We start from the raw sequence: 15644 nt of genomic DNA on the forward strand, positions 1-15644 counted from the left end.
CGTACACCATGTCCGATGCCGTTGTAATCGCTCGCCACCTTAGCAAAGTCGTGACCAGCTCGGAAGCGCCGCTGCAGATCCTCGACGACGTCTCACTCAGTATCGAACGCAGCAGCAGCCTGGCCATTGTCGGCGCTTCGGGATCGGGCAAGTCAACCCTGCTCAGCCTGCTGGCCGGTCTGGACCTGCCAAGCAGTGGTCAGGTCATACTCGCCGGCGAAGACCTCACGGCACTCAACGAAGACCAGCGCGCGACACTGCGCGGCCGTGAGGTAGGCTTCGTCTTTCAATCCTTTCAGCTGCTGGACAGCCTCACCGCGCTGGAAAATGTCATGCTGCCACTGGAGCTGGCCGGGCGATCCGACGCACGGGAACGCGCCGGCGAACTGCTGCAGCGGGTCGGACTCGAAGCCCGGCGCCAGCACTACCCCCAGCAACTCTCTGGTGGCGAACAGCAACGGGTAGCCATCGCCCGCGCCTTTGCCAGCGAACCCAGCATCCTGTTTGCCGACGAGCCAACCGGCAACCTGGATGCAGCCACCGGCGAGCGCATCAGCGACCTGCTGTTTGCACTCAATCGCGAGCGCGGCACCACCCTGGTGCTGGTAACGCATGACGCGCAGCTGGCCGACCGCTGCCAGCATGCAGTACGCATGCAGGCGGGCCGCCTGCTTGGAGACGATGCATGAACCGACCGCCGCTGGCCCGACTGGCCTGGCGCCTGTTGCGCAGGGAATGGCGGGCAGGCGAACTGACCGTGCTGCTGGGTGCCCTGCTTATCGCGGTGACCATCAGCACCGCCATCAGTCTGTTTACCCAACGGCTTGAGCGCAGCATGACCGATCGCGCCGCAGAGTTTCTGGGCGCCGATCTGGTTGTCTCCTCGCGTAGCCCCTTGCCGGACAGTTACGCAGAGCAGGCGGCAGTCAATGACCTGATGCTCAGTCGTCAGCTCGAGTTTTCCAGCGTCATGGCCAGCGACTCGGCAATGCAGCTATCCAGTGTCAAGGCGGTTGACGCGGCGTATCCCTTGCGCGGCGAGTTACGTATCAGCCGTTCCGCTTTTGCCGAGGAAACAGCAACCCGCGCCATACCGGCCGCCGGTGAAATCTGGGTGGAACCACGCTTGCTGAACCAGCTGGGAGTTCAGGTCGGCGACAGCCTGGAGGTTGGCTATGCGACGCTGCGAATTAGCGCTGTACTGACCCATGAACCTGACCGTGCAAGCGACTTCTACAGTCTCACCCCGCGGGTGCTGATGAACCTTGATGACCTTGACGCGACCGGCGTGGTCCAGCCCGGCAGCCGGGTAACCTATCGCTTGCTATTGAGCGGCGAACGCCAGGCACTGGAGCGTTACCGTAACTGGATAGACCCGCTGCTGGCGGTAAACCAGCGACTCAGCGGCGTGGAAGACGGAAACCGCCAGGTTGGCAATGCGCTAACGCGGGCCAATCAGTTCCTAGGCCTTGCCAGCATTGCGGCCATTATTTTGGCTGGGGTTGCCGTGGCACTGTCATCCGGGCGTTTTGCGCTTCGTCATTTCGACAGTAGCGCCCTGCTGCGCTGTATGGGACTGCAACGCCGGCAGGTGCTCACCCTGTTCACCCTTCAACTACTGTATATCGGGATCATTGCCACCGTGGCCGGCCTCGCCCTGGGGCTTGTCGTGCAGTGGGGCCTGATGCAACTGCTCGCCGATCTGCTGCCCCCACAGTTGCCGGAGCCGGGCGTCTTGCCGCTGCTGGTTGGCGCGGCTACCGGCTTCAGCGCACTGCTCGGATTCGCCCTGCCGCCGCTGCTGCGACTTGGCAACGTCGCACCTTTGCGGGTGCTGCGCCGCGACCTCGAACCGATGCCTGTCAGCAGCTGGCTGATCTATGGGCTCGCCCTCGCCGTCCTCAGCCTGCTGATGTGGCAGTTCACCGGCGATCTGACCATCACCTTGGCCATGCTGTTCGGCGGAGCACTCGCTGCATTGCTGCTTGGGCTGCTCGCCTGGCTGCTGCTGCGCGCGGTCGCCGGCAAACTGCGCGAGGCCAGCCTGGCCTGGCGGTTGGGCAGCGGTGAACTGCTCAAGCGCCCAACGGCCGCCGCCACGCAGATGCTGTCATTCGGTCTGATTTTCATGTGCATGCTGGTTGTCCTGATCCTGCGGACCGAGCTGCTCAGCACCTGGCAGAATCAATTACCGGATGACGCTCCCAACCACTTCGTGCTGAACGTGCTGCCAGCTGAACAACAGGCGTTCAGCCAGGCACTGGAGAATATCGGTGCACTCAGCGCCCCGCTCTACCCGGTCACGCCAGGACGTCTGGTCAGCATCAACGGCGAGCCCGTGCGCACCGAGGTAAGCAAGGAAGATGGCAATCGCGATCGCGGAACCCGGGCCATCAACCGTGACCTCAGCCTGACCTGGGCAGCCGAGCTGCCCGCAGACAATCAACTGCGCGAAGGCCAGTGGTGGCCAGCAGTCGCAGCCCCTGCTCCATCCGCCATGGCCCGTGTGTCCATCGAGGCCGAGCTGGCCGACAGCCTTGGTGTCACCCTTGGTGACAGGCTGGGATTCGTCATTGAAGGCAGGACTCTGGACGCCGAGGTCAGCAGCGTCCGCAGCGTCGAATGGGACAACTTCACGCCCAACTTCTACATGATCTTCGCCCCGGGGGACCTTGACGGCTTCCCCGCGACCCTGCTGACCAGTTTCTATTTGCCGGCCGAGCAACGCGGTGCCCTGCGGGAGCTGAACCGTCAGTTCCCGGCAATGACGCTGCTGGAAGTCGGCCCCTTGCTGGCCCAGATTCGCGACATTCTCAGGCAGGTCACGCTGGCAGTGGAATATGTCCTGCTGTTTGTTCTGCTCGCCGGGATGACAGTGCTGTTTGCCGCCCTGCAGGCTACCCTTGACGAACGGCTGTATCAGGGCGCATTGCTGCGCACACTGGGGGCCGGGCGAGCGCTGCTGCGCCGCGCAAGCTGGATGGAGTTTTTGCTGCTGGGGCTGATGTCCGGCCTGATGGCAGTGGTGGCCGCAGAGCTGGCCACCTGGGCGCTGTATCGATTTGCGCTGAATCTGGATTGGGCACCGCATTTGCTGTTTTGGCTGCTGACACCCTCGGCAGCGGCCTTGCTGATCGGTTGCGCGGGCGTCTGGGGGACCAGGGCGGTGCTCCAGCAAAGCCCCATGCGCCTGATCAACCGCGGCGCCTGAGCAGCCCCGAATGCAGCCGTCGATCAACACCGGAATATCCGGTTCGGCAGCTGCTCGGGTTTCTTGACGCATGGCCGCCGCACTTGATCGACGTCAACCTCACCTCGCAGCAAAGCGTCTAGAATGGATTTCAGCGGCCTGGCAACAGCAGCCAGCCGCCCCCAGCACAAGGAACCGTCATGCCAAAACCTCCTCGCCATCTCGTTCGGGCCCTGATCGCCGCAGCCGTGCTCGCCGGCATTGCTCTGGTTACCTGGCTGGAGCTGCAGCCTGAGGGCTACGGTGATGGCTTTGCCAGCGGTAACGGCCGGATTGAGGCGACCGAGATCAACATCGCGACCAAGCTCGGTGGACGTATTGCCCGGATCCTGGTCGACGAAGGGGATTTCGTCGAACCCGGACAGCTGCTGGCCGAAATGGATACCAGCGTACTGCAGGCGCAACTGCTGCAGGCCGAGGCACAGGCTCGGCAGGCCGAGAACGCTATCCAGACAGCCCGCGCCCAGGTTGGCCTGCGCGAAAGCGAGCGCTCTGCCGCAGAGGCGTTGTTGCTGCAGCGCCAGGCTGAACACAATGCAGCGCGCAAGCGCCATGAGCGCATCAGTGTACTGGTCCAGCGCAGCGCCGCCTCGCGCCAGCAGCTGGACGATGCCCTGGCGGCCATGCAGAGCGCCGAGGCAGCCGTTGCATCGGCGCGGGCCCAGATCCACGCAACCGAGGCCGGCATTGCCGCGGCGCGCTCGCAGGTAATCGAAGCCGAATCAGCGCTGGATGCTACACGCGCAGCGGTAGAGCGCATCGCTGCAGATATCAACGACAGCAAGCTGACCGCCGATCGCAAGGCAAGGGTGCAGTTTCGTACCGTTCAGCCCGGTGAGGTACTTGGCGCAGGTGGCCGGGTTTTGAATCTGGTGGATCTGACCGATGTCTACATGACTTTCTTTCTGCCCGAACGGCTGGCGGGTCGCGTCGCGATGGGCTCCGATGCGCGGATCATTATCGATGCTGCGCCGCAGTATGTGATTCCGGCCACGGTCAGCTACGTCTCCAGCGTGGCCCAGTTCACCCCCAAATCGGTGGAAACGGAGCAGGAGCGGGAAAAAATGATGTTCCGCATTCGCGCACGTATCGACCCGGCGCTGCTGGAGCAGCATATCGAACAGGTCAAGACCGGCCTGCCCGGCGTCGCCTGGCTGAAACTGGATGCCAGTGCCGAGTGGCCCGACGCACTCAGCGTTAACGTCGGCAACTGAACATGAGCCAGCCGCAGCCGGTCGCCCAACTGCGCGATATCAGCCTGCATTACAAGCACGTCGCTGCCCTGGACAAGGTCACCCTTGACCTGCCGGCGGGCTGTATGGTCGGCCTGATTGGCCCGGATGGCGTTGGCAAATCCAGCCTGCTGGCACTGGTCGCCGGCGCGCGTCGCCTGCAACGGGGCGAGTTGCAGGTCCTGGGTGGGGACATGCGCAGCGCCAGCCACCGCAGTCACGTGTGCCCGCGTATCGCCTTCATGCCCCAGGGGCTGGGCAAGAACCTGTATCCGACCCTCAGCGTGGCCGAGAACCTCGAATTCTTTGGCCGGCTGTTCAATCAGGGTGAAGCCGAGCGCAAGCAGCGCATCCAGCAGTTACTGGCCAGCACCGGCATGAGCCGGTTTGCCGATCGCCCGGCCGGCAAGCTCTCCGGCGGCATGAAGCAAAAGCTGGGGCTGTGCTGCGCGCTGATCCATGACCCTGACCTGCTGGTGCTGGATGAGCCCACTACCGGTGTCGACCCCCTGTCACGCAGCCAGTTCTGGGAGCTTATTCGACGCATCCGTGCCGGCAGGCCGCAGATGAGCGTGCTGATCGCCAGTGCCTATATGGATGAGGCCCAGGGCTTTGACTGGCTGGTTGCAATGGATGCCGGCAAGGTACTTGCAACCGGCACGCCACAGCAGATTCTCGCCGACACCAACAGCAGCAGCCTCGAGCAGGCCTTCGTTGCGCTGCTGCCAGAGGAAAAACGCCGTCAGCACAGGCAGTTGCAGATACCGCCGCGCACGATGCATACCGGTATTGCCATCGAGGCTCACGACCTGACCTGCCGCTTCGGCGATTTCGTCGCGGTCGACAAGGTGAATTTCCGCATTGAGCGTGGGGAAATCTTCGGCTTTCTCGGTTCCAACGGCTGTGGCAAGTCGACCACAATGAAAATGCTCACCGGCCTGCTGCCCTTCAGCGAGGGCGAAGCCTGGTTGCTGGGCAAGCCGGTTGACCCGACCGACATGGCCATCCGCATGCGGGTTGGCTACATGTCCCAGTCATTTTCGTTGTACAGCGAACTGACGGTGCGCCAGAACCTGGCGCTGCACGCCAAGCTGTTTCAGCTCCCCGCCGAGCAAAGCGCCGAGCGGATTGATGAACTGCTTACGCAGTTCAATCTGCAGGCAGTTGCTGACAGCTTGCCGCTGTCCCTGCCACTGGGGGTGCGTCAACGCCTTTCGCTCGCGGTGGCGGTGATTCATAAACCGGAGGTGCTGATTCTCGACGAGCCCACCTCGGGGGTGGACCCGATCGCCCGGGATCTGTTCTGGAGCCTGCTGGTCAGGCTGTCGCGGGAGGACGGCGTTACCATCTTCATCTCGACTCACTTCATGAACGAGGCCGAGCGTTGCGACCGGATGTCGTTAATGCACGCCGGCAAGGTACTGGTCAGCGGTGCACCCGATGATCTGCGGCAGCAGCGGGGCAAGGCAACGCTGGAGGACGCGTTCATCGACTGGTTGCGCGAGGCCAGTGGTCAGCAAGAGCAGGTGCCTGACGCTGCTGCGCTGTCATCCTCAGTCGCTCAGCCTGACACCGAAAAGCGCCCTCCCCGTTTCAGTTTGCGCCGAATGCTCAGCTATACCCGCCGGGAGGCGATGGAACTCAAGCGCGATCCGTTGCGTGCGCTGCTCGCACTGGCCGGCTCGGTTCTGCTGATGGTGATCATGGGGTACGGCATCAACATGGATGTGGACGACCTGACCTTCGCCGTACTGGACCGGGACCAGACCACCTACAGCCAGGCCTACGCGCTGGAGCTGGCCGGTTCCGGCTATTTTATTGAGCGCCCGCCACTGCACAGCCATGCCGAGCTGGAGCAACGCATGCGAGCCGGCGACATCAGCCTGGCGCTGGAAATCCCGCCCGGCTTCGGACGCGACCTGCTGCGCGGCGATTTCCCGCAGGTTGCCTACTGGGTCGACGGTGCCATGCCGGTGCGGGCCGATACCCTGCGTGGCTATGCCCAGGGCATTCATTTGAACTACCTGCGTTCACTGGCAAGCCGTCAACCCACACCCATCGCGGTCAGCCTGGTGAACGTGGAAACGCGCTATCGCTACAACCCCGATGTGAAGAGCCTGCCCGCGATGGTGCCGGCGGTAATTCCGATTCTGCTGATGATGATTCCGGCCATGCTCACCGCGTTGGCAGTGGTGCGCGAAAAGGAGCTGGGCTCCATCACCAATTTCTATGTAACCCCGGTAACCCGGCTCGAGTTCCTGCTCGGCAAGCAGCTGCCCTACGTGGTACTCGGCTTCATCAATTTCATCGCATTGCTGCTGCTCGCGGTGCTGGCTTTCGATGTCCCGATCAAGGGCAGCCTGCCGAGCCTGCTGCTCGGCGGCCTGCTGTATATCGTATGCGCGACCGGCCTCGGGTTGCTGGTCTCCTCGCTGCTGAAAAGCCAGATCGCTGCCATCTTCGGTACCGCCATCGCCACGCTGATTCCGGCGGTCCAGTTCTCCGGCATGATGCATCCGGTGTCTGCAATGGAGGGGCTCGGCGCGATGATCGGGCAGCTGTATCCCACCACCCACTTCCTGATCATTTCCCGCGGCGTGTTTTCCAAGGCATTGGGGTTTAGCGACCTCTATTTCTACTTCATCCCCCTGCTACTGGCGATACCGGTACTGACGCTGGCCAGCGTCGCGGGACTGAAAAAGCAGGAACAGTGACATGCGCCGAGCGTTGAGTAACGTACTGCAGCTGGGAGTAAAGGAGCTGCGCAGCCTCGCCCGGGACCCGGCGATGGTCATACTGATCATCTACGCATTCAGCATGGCCATCTACTCCTCCGCCACGGCGATGCCGGAAACGCCAAACCGGGCAACCATAGCGGTGGTAGACGAGGATCGCTCGCAGGTTTCCAGCCGGCTGATCGACGCTTTCCAGCTGCCCTACTTCATGCCCCCGATCCTGATCAACCACCGCCAGATGGATCGGGGCATGGACAGCGGACTCTACACCTTCACCCTGAACATTCCTCCGGACTTTCAGCGTGACCTGCTGGCCGGACAGCAACCGACGATCCAGCTCAATGTCGATGCCACCCAGATCAGCCAGGCGTTCAGTGGCGCCGGCCACATTCAGCAGATCATCCAGAATGAAACCACCGCCTTCGTGCAGGGCTATAGCGGCGCGGCAGCCCTGCCTCTGGAAGCGGTGGTACGCATGGCCTACAACCCGAACCTGGAGGCCAGCTGGTTCGGCTCGATAAGCGAAGTCATCAACCAGATTACGATGCTGTCGATCATCCTCACGGGTGCGGCGCTGATTCGTGAGCGCGAACACGGCACCATCGAGCACCTTCTGGTCATGCCGGTGACGCCGCTGGAAATCATGCTGGCAAAGGTATGGGCCATGGGCCTGGTGGTACTGATCGCCTGCGCACTGTCACTGCGTCTGGTGGTACAGGACTGGCTGGGCGTACCCATTCAGGGCGCAGTCAGCCTGTTTCTGGCCGGCACCGCGCTGCACCTTTTTGCAACCACATCGATGGGGATTTTCCTTGGTACCGTGGCGCGCTCCATGCCGCAGCTCGGGCTGCTGATCATTCTGGTGCTGATCCCGCTGGAAATCCTCTCCGGAGCGGTAACGCCGCGCGAGAGCATGCCGGTCGTGGTGCAGACCATCATGTCGCTGGCTCCGACCACGCACTTTGTTCAACTGGCACAGGGCGTTCTGCTCAGAGGCGCCGGCATCGGCATTATCTGGCCGCAGCTGCTGGCCCTGGCTGCCATCGGGCTGGTGTTCTTCTATGCGGCGTTACGTCGGCTGCGCACTACCCTGCAGTAATCCGGCCGCACGCTAGCGGCTCTCAGGCTGGTAGCAAATATCCGTGATCTCCCAGCTTTTTTCGGATTCCGGCGTGCGCACAACCACTTCATCGCCAACCACCTTGCCAAGACACGCCCTGACGATCGGCGCGTTGACCGACACATAGTCCTTGCGGCCATAGATTTCGTCAGGGCCGACAATTCTGAAACGCAGGGTGTTGTCGTCCTCATCGACCAGTTCAATCCAGGCACCGAAGAAGGCACGCCCCTCCTGCACCGGGCTGTATTCGACCACCCGCAGCTTGTCGAGACGATTGCGCAGAAACCGTACCCGACGGTCGATTTCGCGCAGCCGTTTCTTGTTGTACTGATAATCGGCGTTCTCGGAGCGGTCTCCCAGACTGGCAGCCCACTGTACCAGTCGGGTGACCTCCGGACGTTCCTTGCGCCACAGAGTATCGAGCTCCTCTTTGAGCGCAGCATGACCTTCCGGCGTAATGACGTTGGTATCCATGATGTCCTGTATCGGGGTTTGGCGGCGACCATGCACGCGGGTTACCGGTTATTTTCGGGGCAGGCGCGGGCTTCTGTCGATGCCTGCCTACTCGCGTGCCTGCGCCTCCCCGCTATCACCCTTTTCTGTCTTTTCTCCCTTTTCTGCGTTGCGACGACCCGCAGACTCGGGCTCGGTCTCCAGGTAAATCAGCGTCCAGTCCGCTGCCGGCTCCAACGGCTGAGCCGGCGAGAACACTCGTACCCTGCGCTCAGGCGTCAGGGCCAGTACAGCGATACGCCCCTTGCCCGACTCCTGCTGCCACTGACTGAAGCCGAAGTCTTCGGTGAGCGTCGTTGCCTTGAAGCGCGCCCCCTGACTGACCAGACTGGAGAGCTTGCTGAAGGTCAGCCCCTCGGGGCCGAGCGGCGCGCCCTCGTGCCTCGACGATATCTGCAGGCGCTCACTGGCACCGCTGCGCTCATTGCGTACGGTGTAGATACGGTGGGCTGCAAAGTCGCGACGAAAATGCTGGTTCAGCAGCGCGTTGCGTTCGCGCTCCGGCGTCATGGTCAGCAGGGTACCCAGCCCGGTCAGATCAAGGATGCTGTCGACCTGTGCCGACAGGGGATTACCGCGCAGGGTGCGCAGTCCCTTCATCCGTGCCTGGCTGATCGACTCCCAATGGGTGTCGACCACCAGCAGCGGCACTTCCAGCTTCTGCAACACCTCACCCAGTGCCCGAGCTACCGCATTGGCACCGATCATGAGTACCCCGCGACGCTCAGGCTCGGTAACCCCGAGCAGGCGCGCAACGGTTCGCGCAGTCGCGCTCTGAAACACCACCGTGCCGATAATCACGGCAAAGGTCAGCGCACTGACCAGCGCCGCATCCTCATAACCGGCCTGCTCCAGACGCAGGGCAAACAGTGCCGAGACCGCCGCAGCGACAATCCCGCGCGGGCCGATCCAGGCAATCAACGCCCGCTCTCGCCAATTAAGCTCGCTGCCCAGGCTGCTTATCCAGACCGCCAGCGGCCTTGCAACGAACTGGATCACCAGCAGCAGGGCCAGCGCCGGCAGGCCCAGGGCAAGCAGTGCATCCAGATCCAGTCGCGCCGCCAGCAGGATAAACAGCCCGGAAATCAGCAGCACCGACAGATGCTCCTTGAACACCAGGATCTCTTCGATATCCACACCGCGAGCATTGGCCAGCCAGATACCCATCACCGTCACAGCCAGCAAACCGGATTCATGGGCCAGCTCGTTGGCCAGCGTGAAGGTCACCAGCACCAGAGTCAGCGAGGCCAGCACCTCAAGGTATTCGGGAATCCAGCGCCGACGCATGGCGGTCGCCATCAGCGCACCACCAGCCACCCCGGCGACCGTGCCGTAGCACACTACCTTGAAGAAGATCAGCGAACCGGCCAGCAAGCCGCTGTCACCCGCGCTCTGGGCAGCAATCCATTCGTAGACCAGTACCGCCAGCAGCGCACCGATCGGATCAATCAGGATGCCTTCCCAACGCAACACACGCGAGATTCGCTGGGTTGCACGCAGGGTACGCAGCATCGGCACAATCACCGTGGGCCCGGTTACCACCACAAGCGCACCGAACAACGCAGACAGACCGGGATCCAGGCCAATCAGCCAGTGGCAGGCAACACTGATAACCCCCCAGGTCACCAGCGCACCCAGAGTAACCAGCCTGCGCACCACGGTACCGGTTTCCTTGAGCTGTTCGAACTTCAGCGTCAGGCTGCCTTCAAACAGGATCAGGGCGACACACAGCGACACCAGCGGAAACAGCAGCTCACCAAGGAAGTCATCTGGCGACAATAGCCCTGCGACCGGCCCAAGCAGGATGCCCGCCAACAGCAGAAACAGAATCGCCGGCAGACGCAGGCGCCAGGCCCCAAGCTGGCAAACCAGACTGACCAGCGCTACCCCGGAGAAAATCAGTGCCGGGGTAATCAGATGTTGCATCTCGCTCACGTTAACGTCCCTGCTGCGGTGTATCGGCGGTCAACCCGTCACGTTGGTGGGGCGCAAGCAGATCCGGCCCCATGCCCAGCGCGACAATCCGGTTGGGATTGATGGTCGGGTGACTGTAGTAGTAATGCTGCTTGATATGACTGAAATCCACCGTGTCCGCAATCCCCGGGTACTGATACAGCTCACGCAGATACCCCAGCAGATTCGGGTAGTCCTCGATGCGCCGCAGATTGCACTTGAAGTGTCCGTGATAGACCGGATCAAAGCGCACCAGCGTGGTAAACAGGCGCCAATCGGCCAGGGTCAGCCGGCTGCCGGTCAGATAACGGCGCTCACCAAGAAGCGCCTCCAGCCAGTCAAGCGCGGAAAACAGCTCACGGCAAGCCTGTTCGTAGACCTGCTGATCGGTCGCAAACCCGGCCTTGTACACCCCGTTGTTGATCTCACTGTAGACCCGCTCGTTGATCCGCTCGATCTCGTCCTGAAGCGCTGCCGGATAATAGTCGTCACGGTTACCGGTCAGCGCATCAAACGCGCTGTTGAAGATACGGATAATCTCGGCGGACTCGTTGTTGACGATCGTCTCCTCACGCCGATCCCAGAGCACGGGAACGGTCACGCGCCCGGTGTAGTTCGCCCGGGCATGGGTATACAGCTGGTGCATGCAGCGATAACCGTAGAGCGGCTCGGGCTCGGCAAACTCCCAGCCCTGCTCCAGCATGTGCGGATGCACGACTGTGACATCGATATGTTCCTCGAGCCCCTTCAGCCGCCGCATGATCAGCGTGCGATGCGCCCACGGACATGCCAGCGAGACATAGAGATGGTAGCGGCCTGAATCCGGCGCAAAGCGCGTATCGGCAGCAACCCACTCGCGAAACCCGGCATCCTCGCGCTTGAAGGCGCCGCCATTACTGTCGGTGTCATACCACTGATCGACCCACTGGCCTTCAGCGAGACGTCCCATTCGGTACTCCTTGATCCTGTCAGTTGGCCTCCAAGCCTGACATCTTGTGCCGCCGCTGAACAGGTCAGACAAATGGCACGGGCAATTTTTTCATAAAGCGCGTATACTACGCGGCTATCTCTTCCCTAAGGTTCACTTCCCGTATGTCCGAAACCGCTCCGGCCCGGCAATTTGCCGACCTCGGCCTGCCCGCTCATCTCCTCGAGGCTCTCAACAGCCTTGGCTACGAAACTCCCTCCCCTATCCAGGCTGAAGCCATCCCGACGCTTCTGGCCGGCAAGGATCTGCTCGGTCTGGCACAGACCGGTACCGGCAAGACTGCAGCCTTCGCGCTGCCCGTACTCGCTGGCATTGATGTCAGCCTGCGCGCCACTCAGGCGCTGATTCTGACCCCAACCCGCGAGCTCGCTCTGCAGGTTGCAGAGGCGTTCCAACGCTACGCCCAGAACATGCGCGGCTTTACCGTTCTCGCCCTGTATGGCGGCTCGGCTTTCGCCCCCCAGTTCAAGGCACTTGAGCGCGGCGCGCATGTTGTTGTCGCCACGCCGGGCCGACTGACCGATCACCTGCGCCGCGGCAGCCTGAAGCTGCAGGAGCTGCGCTACCTGGCACTCGACGAAGCCGACGAGATGCTCAAGATGGGCTTCGCCGACGATCTGGAAGCGGTCTTTGAAGCGGTTCCAGACACCACCCAGAAGGCACTGTTCTCCGCAACCATGCCGCCGGGTGTGCGCAATGTCGCGCGCAACCACATGAAAGAGCCTGCCGAAATCCGCCTGCACAGTGGCGCCAGCAGCAGTCTCGAGACCATTACCCAGAAAGTCTGGGAAGTCTCCAACCACCACAAACTGGACGCCATGACCCGCCTGCTCGAAGTCGAGCCGGTTGAAGCCATGATTGTCTTCGTGCGCACCAAGACTGCCAGTCTTGAACTGGCCGAGCGCCTTGAAGCGCGTGGCTTCGCTGCGGCAGCACTGAACGGCGACCTGACCCAGCAGCTGCGCGAGCAAGTGGTCGATCGCCTCAAGCGCGGCCTGCTCGACATCGTCGTGGCTACCGACGTGGCAGCCCGCGGACTGGACGTCGAGCGCATCACCCACGTGCTCAACTACGATCTGCCGCACGACAGCGAAAGCTATGTACACCGTATCGGTCGTACCGGTCGCGCCGGTCGTCAGGGCACGGCGATTCTGTTCGCAACCCCGCGCGAGCGTCGTCTGCTGCACGTACTCGAGCGCGCTACCGGCCAGAAAATCGAGCCGCAGGCCCTGCCGACTGCCGATGCGGTACGCAGTGGTCGCCTGAACAAGCTGGCATCACGCCTGAACGACGCCCGCGAGAACGCCACCGCCCTGCACCAGCAGCTGGTCAGCGATCTGCAGGAACTCACTAGCCTGGATGCCACCGAACTGGCCGCCGCGCTACTGACCCTGCTGCCGAGCGCCAAAGCTCTGCTGGAGCCGGTTGCCGACCTGCCGAGCGCGCCGCCGCGCCGTGAGCGCGAAGAGTTTGACCGCGACGCCGGCCTGACCCGCTACAAGGTTCAAGGCGGTCGCAAGACCGGCCTGATGCCCAAGCCGCTGGTCGACGTGCTGGTCAAGGTAGGAGGCCTGCAGCGTCAGCAGATCGGCCACATCAAGCTGTTCAACGAGCACACTGGTGTGTTCCTGCCGACGCTCGACCAGTCGGTACTGAACCGCCTGGCCGGCGCCGAAATCAACGGCGTGACCTTGCAGATCAAGGCCTGGCCGCTGCCTGAAGGTGAATTGCCGCCACGTGACCGCGCGCCCCGAGGCAAGCCGCCTCGCCGTGAGTTCGCCGGCAAGCCCAAAGGCCCGCGCAAGGCCTGAGGGACGCACTGCAGATGGAATGGGTCGACATCGGTGTCAACCTGACGGACAAAGCCTTCGACAGCGACCGTGACGCGGTACTGGAGCGGGCCCGTCAGGCCGGTGTCAGCCAGCAGTTGCTGACCATGACCTCGCTGGAGCAGGCAGAACACCTGCTTGCTCTGTGCGCGGATCATCCTGAACACCTCTTCACCACCGCCGGCGTGCATCCGCACGAGGCGCGTCACTGGACTGCAGACAGCAGCCGTCAGTTACTTGAACTGAGCCAACAGCCTGCCGTTCGCGCCATTGGCGAATGCGGCCTCGATTACAACCGCGACTTCTCACCGCGCCCGGACCAGTTGCGCGCACTGGAAGAGCAGCTCGCAATAGCCGTGGAGACCCGGCTGCCGGTCTTTCTCCATGAGCGCGAAGCCAGCGACACGCTGATCAACGTTCTGCGTGATTATCGCGACCAGCTCAGCGGTGCCGTGGTGCACTGCTTTACCGCTGACCGCAAGGCACTGTACGCCTACCTCGACCTTGATCTGCATATCGGCATCACCGGCTGGATTTGCGACGAGCGCCGCGGAACCGACCTGCAGATTCTGGCCAGGGATATCCCCGACAACCGGCTTCTACTGGAAACCGATGCCCCCTGGTTACTGCCACGGACGCTTGATCCCAAGCCGAAGAACCGGCGCAACGAGCCTGCGTTTTTGCCGGAAGTCGCACAGATGGTTGCCAGCTGCCGGCAGCAGCCGCTGGACCAGCTCAGTCAACACACCAGCGAGAACGCCCGGCGTCTGTTCCGGCTGCCAGCCCCTCGGCAATAGTCTATATTGGCTGCATCACCGCATTGGACGCAGCCAAGGACTCGCATGCCAGATACGAAACGGACCGCTCGCAGCCGACATTCCATTTTCCTTCTGCTGGGCATGCTGCCCATGCTGCTCCTTGGTATTTCCCTGAGTCTGTTTCACTACCAGCAGCTCGACAAACTGATTCGCACCGACGGAGATGCCCTCTTCCAGCGTATCGTCGATCAGGTCAGTGGCGAGCTTGAAAACATCTATCATCCGCCCATGCAGGCGCTGAATATCATGGCCCTGAGCAAGCTGGTGACCACCACCAACCTGTCGGAACGGCTGGACTACCTGCCGATGATGGCACAGGTGCTCAGCGACAACGTGCAGCTCAACTCCGTCTACATCGGCTGGCAAGGCGGCGACTATCTGATGTTGCGCCCGCTTGGAAATCGGCTAAGCCTGCAACGCTTCAGCGCGCCGCGACAGGCCCGCTGGATGGCCTGGCACATCGGCAGCTCAGCAACCACCCGGCAGAACAGCTACCTGTTCCTGAACGAAAACCTGCAGATCATCGAGGCACGCATGGCCCCGGACGAGGGTTATGACCCCCGCGAGCGCCCCTGGTATGCCGCGGCCAGCGCAGCCAATCAGCGCCTTATCACTACGCCCTACCTGTTTTTCTCGACCCGCGAATTCGGCACCACCTTGGCACGAGCAAGCAACGACCTTGCTGTGCTGGGGGCCGACCTGACCCTGGACAGGCTCTCAGAAGCCCTGCGCCAGCAACGCATGACACCTTCATCAGAGCTCATTCTGTATACCTCCGATGGCGTTGTCGTAGCCTATCAGGACCCTAACCGCCTGCTGCACACCACCCAGGGCAGCAACTCGCTGGAGCCCCGCAGATTCAATGAACTGGGCAGCACCCTGCTGGCGACCCTGGCTCAGGACGGCTACGAGCAGGAGCGCCAGACAATCAAGGAGCTGGAGGGCCAGCGCTGGGTCATTCAGCAGCAGAGAATCAACATCCTCGGAACGCCGGACGTTTACCTTGCCGTGCTGATACCCGAAGCCGAACTGCTGTCCGAGGCGTATCGGTTACGCACGCTCGGACTCTGGCTGTCCCTGGCGATCAGTCTGTTGCTGCTGCCACTCAGCTGGCTGCTGTGGCGCAGGCTGCTGGGGTTGCAGCAGGCCGACCGTTGATCTAACAAATTACTTTAACCTCTTGGCCCAAATCATTATTTAAGTGAT

Annotated in this window: 11 protein-coding genes; 8 read left to right on the forward strand and 3 right to left on the reverse strand. The window is 62.3% G+C overall.

What is annotated here, in order from left to right:
• The first annotated feature begins 8 nt into the window (after nucleotides 1–8).
• From AC13EY_RS14900 to AC13EY_RS14920, 5 genes are all read left to right on the forward strand, one after another.
• Nucleotides 9–689: an ABC transporter ATP-binding protein gene (locus tag AC13EY_RS14900; protein ID WP_228246767.1), complete on the forward strand. Its 681-nt coding sequence runs from the start codon at nucleotides 9–11 to the stop codon at nucleotides 687–689.
• Nucleotides 686–3211, forward strand: coding sequence for an ABC transporter permease (locus AC13EY_RS14905; protein WP_228246768.1), 2526 nt, complete (start codon nucleotides 686–688; stop codon nucleotides 3209–3211). Before AC13EY_RS14900 ends, AC13EY_RS14905 begins: the two co-directional genes overlap by 4 nt.
• A 179-nt stretch (nucleotides 3212–3390) precedes the next feature.
• Nucleotides 3391–4464 carry an HlyD family secretion protein gene (locus tag AC13EY_RS14910; RefSeq protein ID WP_482877098.1) on the forward strand — a complete coding sequence of 358 codons (1074 nt, stop codon included), beginning with the start codon at nucleotides 3391–3393 and terminating at the stop codon, nucleotides 4462–4464.
• A gap of 2 nt (nucleotides 4465–4466) precedes the next feature.
• Complete coding sequence (gene rbbA, locus AC13EY_RS14915; RefSeq protein WP_228246770.1) at nucleotides 4467–7196, forward strand: ribosome-associated ATPase/putative transporter RbbA; 2730 nt, start codon at nucleotides 4467–4469, stop codon at nucleotides 7194–7196.
• A gap of 1 nt (nucleotide 7197) precedes the next feature.
• Nucleotides 7198–8316, forward strand: a complete 1119-nt coding sequence (locus AC13EY_RS14920) for an ABC transporter permease (RefSeq protein WP_228246771.1) — start codon at nucleotides 7198–7200, stop codon at nucleotides 8314–8316.
• Nucleotides 8317–8328: 12 nt separating this feature from the next.
• Here the strand turns inward: AC13EY_RS14920 and greB are convergent, their stop codons facing one another.
• The 3 genes from greB to AC13EY_RS14935 form a co-directional block, all read right to left on the reverse strand.
• Nucleotides 8329–8811 carry a transcription elongation factor GreB gene (greB, locus tag AC13EY_RS14925; RefSeq protein ID WP_228246772.1) on the reverse strand — a complete coding sequence of 161 codons (483 nt, stop codon included), beginning with the start codon at nucleotides 8809–8811 and terminating at the stop codon, nucleotides 8329–8331.
• An 87-nt stretch (nucleotides 8812–8898) separates the two neighbouring features.
• Entirely contained in the window at nucleotides 8899–10785 is a 1887-nt protein-coding gene (locus tag AC13EY_RS14930; RefSeq protein ID WP_410172325.1) for a cation:proton antiporter, read from the reverse strand.
• A gap of 1 nt (nucleotide 10786) precedes the next feature.
• Complete coding sequence (locus AC13EY_RS14935; RefSeq protein ID WP_228246773.1) at nucleotides 10787–11752, reverse strand: glutathione S-transferase family protein; 966 nt, start codon at nucleotides 11750–11752, stop codon at nucleotides 10787–10789.
• 143 nt (nucleotides 11753–11895) lie between these two features.
• Between AC13EY_RS14935 and AC13EY_RS14940 the strand changes: the two genes are divergently transcribed.
• From AC13EY_RS14940 to AC13EY_RS14950, 3 genes are read left to right on the forward strand one after another with little or no spacing between them, the layout of a single operon-like run.
• The gene (locus AC13EY_RS14940; protein WP_088274073.1) at nucleotides 11896–13602 is read left to right on the forward strand and encodes a DEAD/DEAH box helicase; all 1707 of its coding nucleotides are present in this window, start codon (nucleotides 11896–11898) and stop codon (nucleotides 13600–13602) included.
• 14 nt (nucleotides 13603–13616) lie between these two features.
• Nucleotides 13617–14417, forward strand: coding sequence for a TatD family hydrolase (locus AC13EY_RS14945; RefSeq protein WP_228246774.1), 801 nt, complete (start codon nucleotides 13617–13619; stop codon nucleotides 14415–14417).
• 45 nt (nucleotides 14418–14462) lie between these two features.
• Complete coding sequence (locus AC13EY_RS14950; RefSeq protein ID WP_228246775.1) at nucleotides 14463–15596, forward strand: PDC sensor domain-containing protein; 1134 nt, start codon at nucleotides 14463–14465, stop codon at nucleotides 15594–15596.
• The last annotated feature ends 48 nt before the right edge of the window (nucleotides 15597–15644 follow it).

The organism is Halopseudomonas sp. L-58 (genome assembly GCF_056859475.1).

Coding starts and splice junctions, on each gene's coding strand:
- AC13EY_RS14900 (WP_228246767.1), top strand. CDS start 9: ATGTCCGATGCCGTTGTAATCGCTCGCCACCTTAGCAAAGTCGTGACC.
- AC13EY_RS14905 (WP_228246768.1), top strand. CDS start 686: ATGAACCGACCGCCGCTGGCCCGACTGGCCTGGCGCCTGTTGCGCAGG.
- AC13EY_RS14910 (WP_482877098.1), top strand. CDS start 3,391: ATGCCAAAACCTCCTCGCCATCTCGTTCGGGCCCTGATCGCCGCAGCC.
- rbbA (WP_228246770.1), top strand. CDS start 4,467: ATGAGCCAGCCGCAGCCGGTCGCCCAACTGCGCGATATCAGCCTGCAT.
- AC13EY_RS14920 (WP_228246771.1), top strand. CDS start 7,198: ATGCGCCGAGCGTTGAGTAACGTACTGCAGCTGGGAGTAAAGGAGCTG.
- greB (WP_228246772.1), bottom strand. CDS start 8,811: ATGGATACCAACGTCATTACGCCGGAAGGTCATGCTGCGCTCAAAGAG.
- AC13EY_RS14935 (WP_228246773.1), bottom strand. CDS start 11,752: ATGGGACGTCTCGCTGAAGGCCAGTGGGTCGATCAGTGGTATGACACC.
- AC13EY_RS14940 (WP_088274073.1), top strand. CDS start 11,896: ATGTCCGAAACCGCTCCGGCCCGGCAATTTGCCGACCTCGGCCTGCCC.
- AC13EY_RS14945 (WP_228246774.1), top strand. CDS start 13,617: ATGGAATGGGTCGACATCGGTGTCAACCTGACGGACAAAGCCTTCGAC.
- AC13EY_RS14950 (WP_228246775.1), top strand. CDS start 14,463: ATGCCAGATACGAAACGGACCGCTCGCAGCCGACATTCCATTTTCCTT.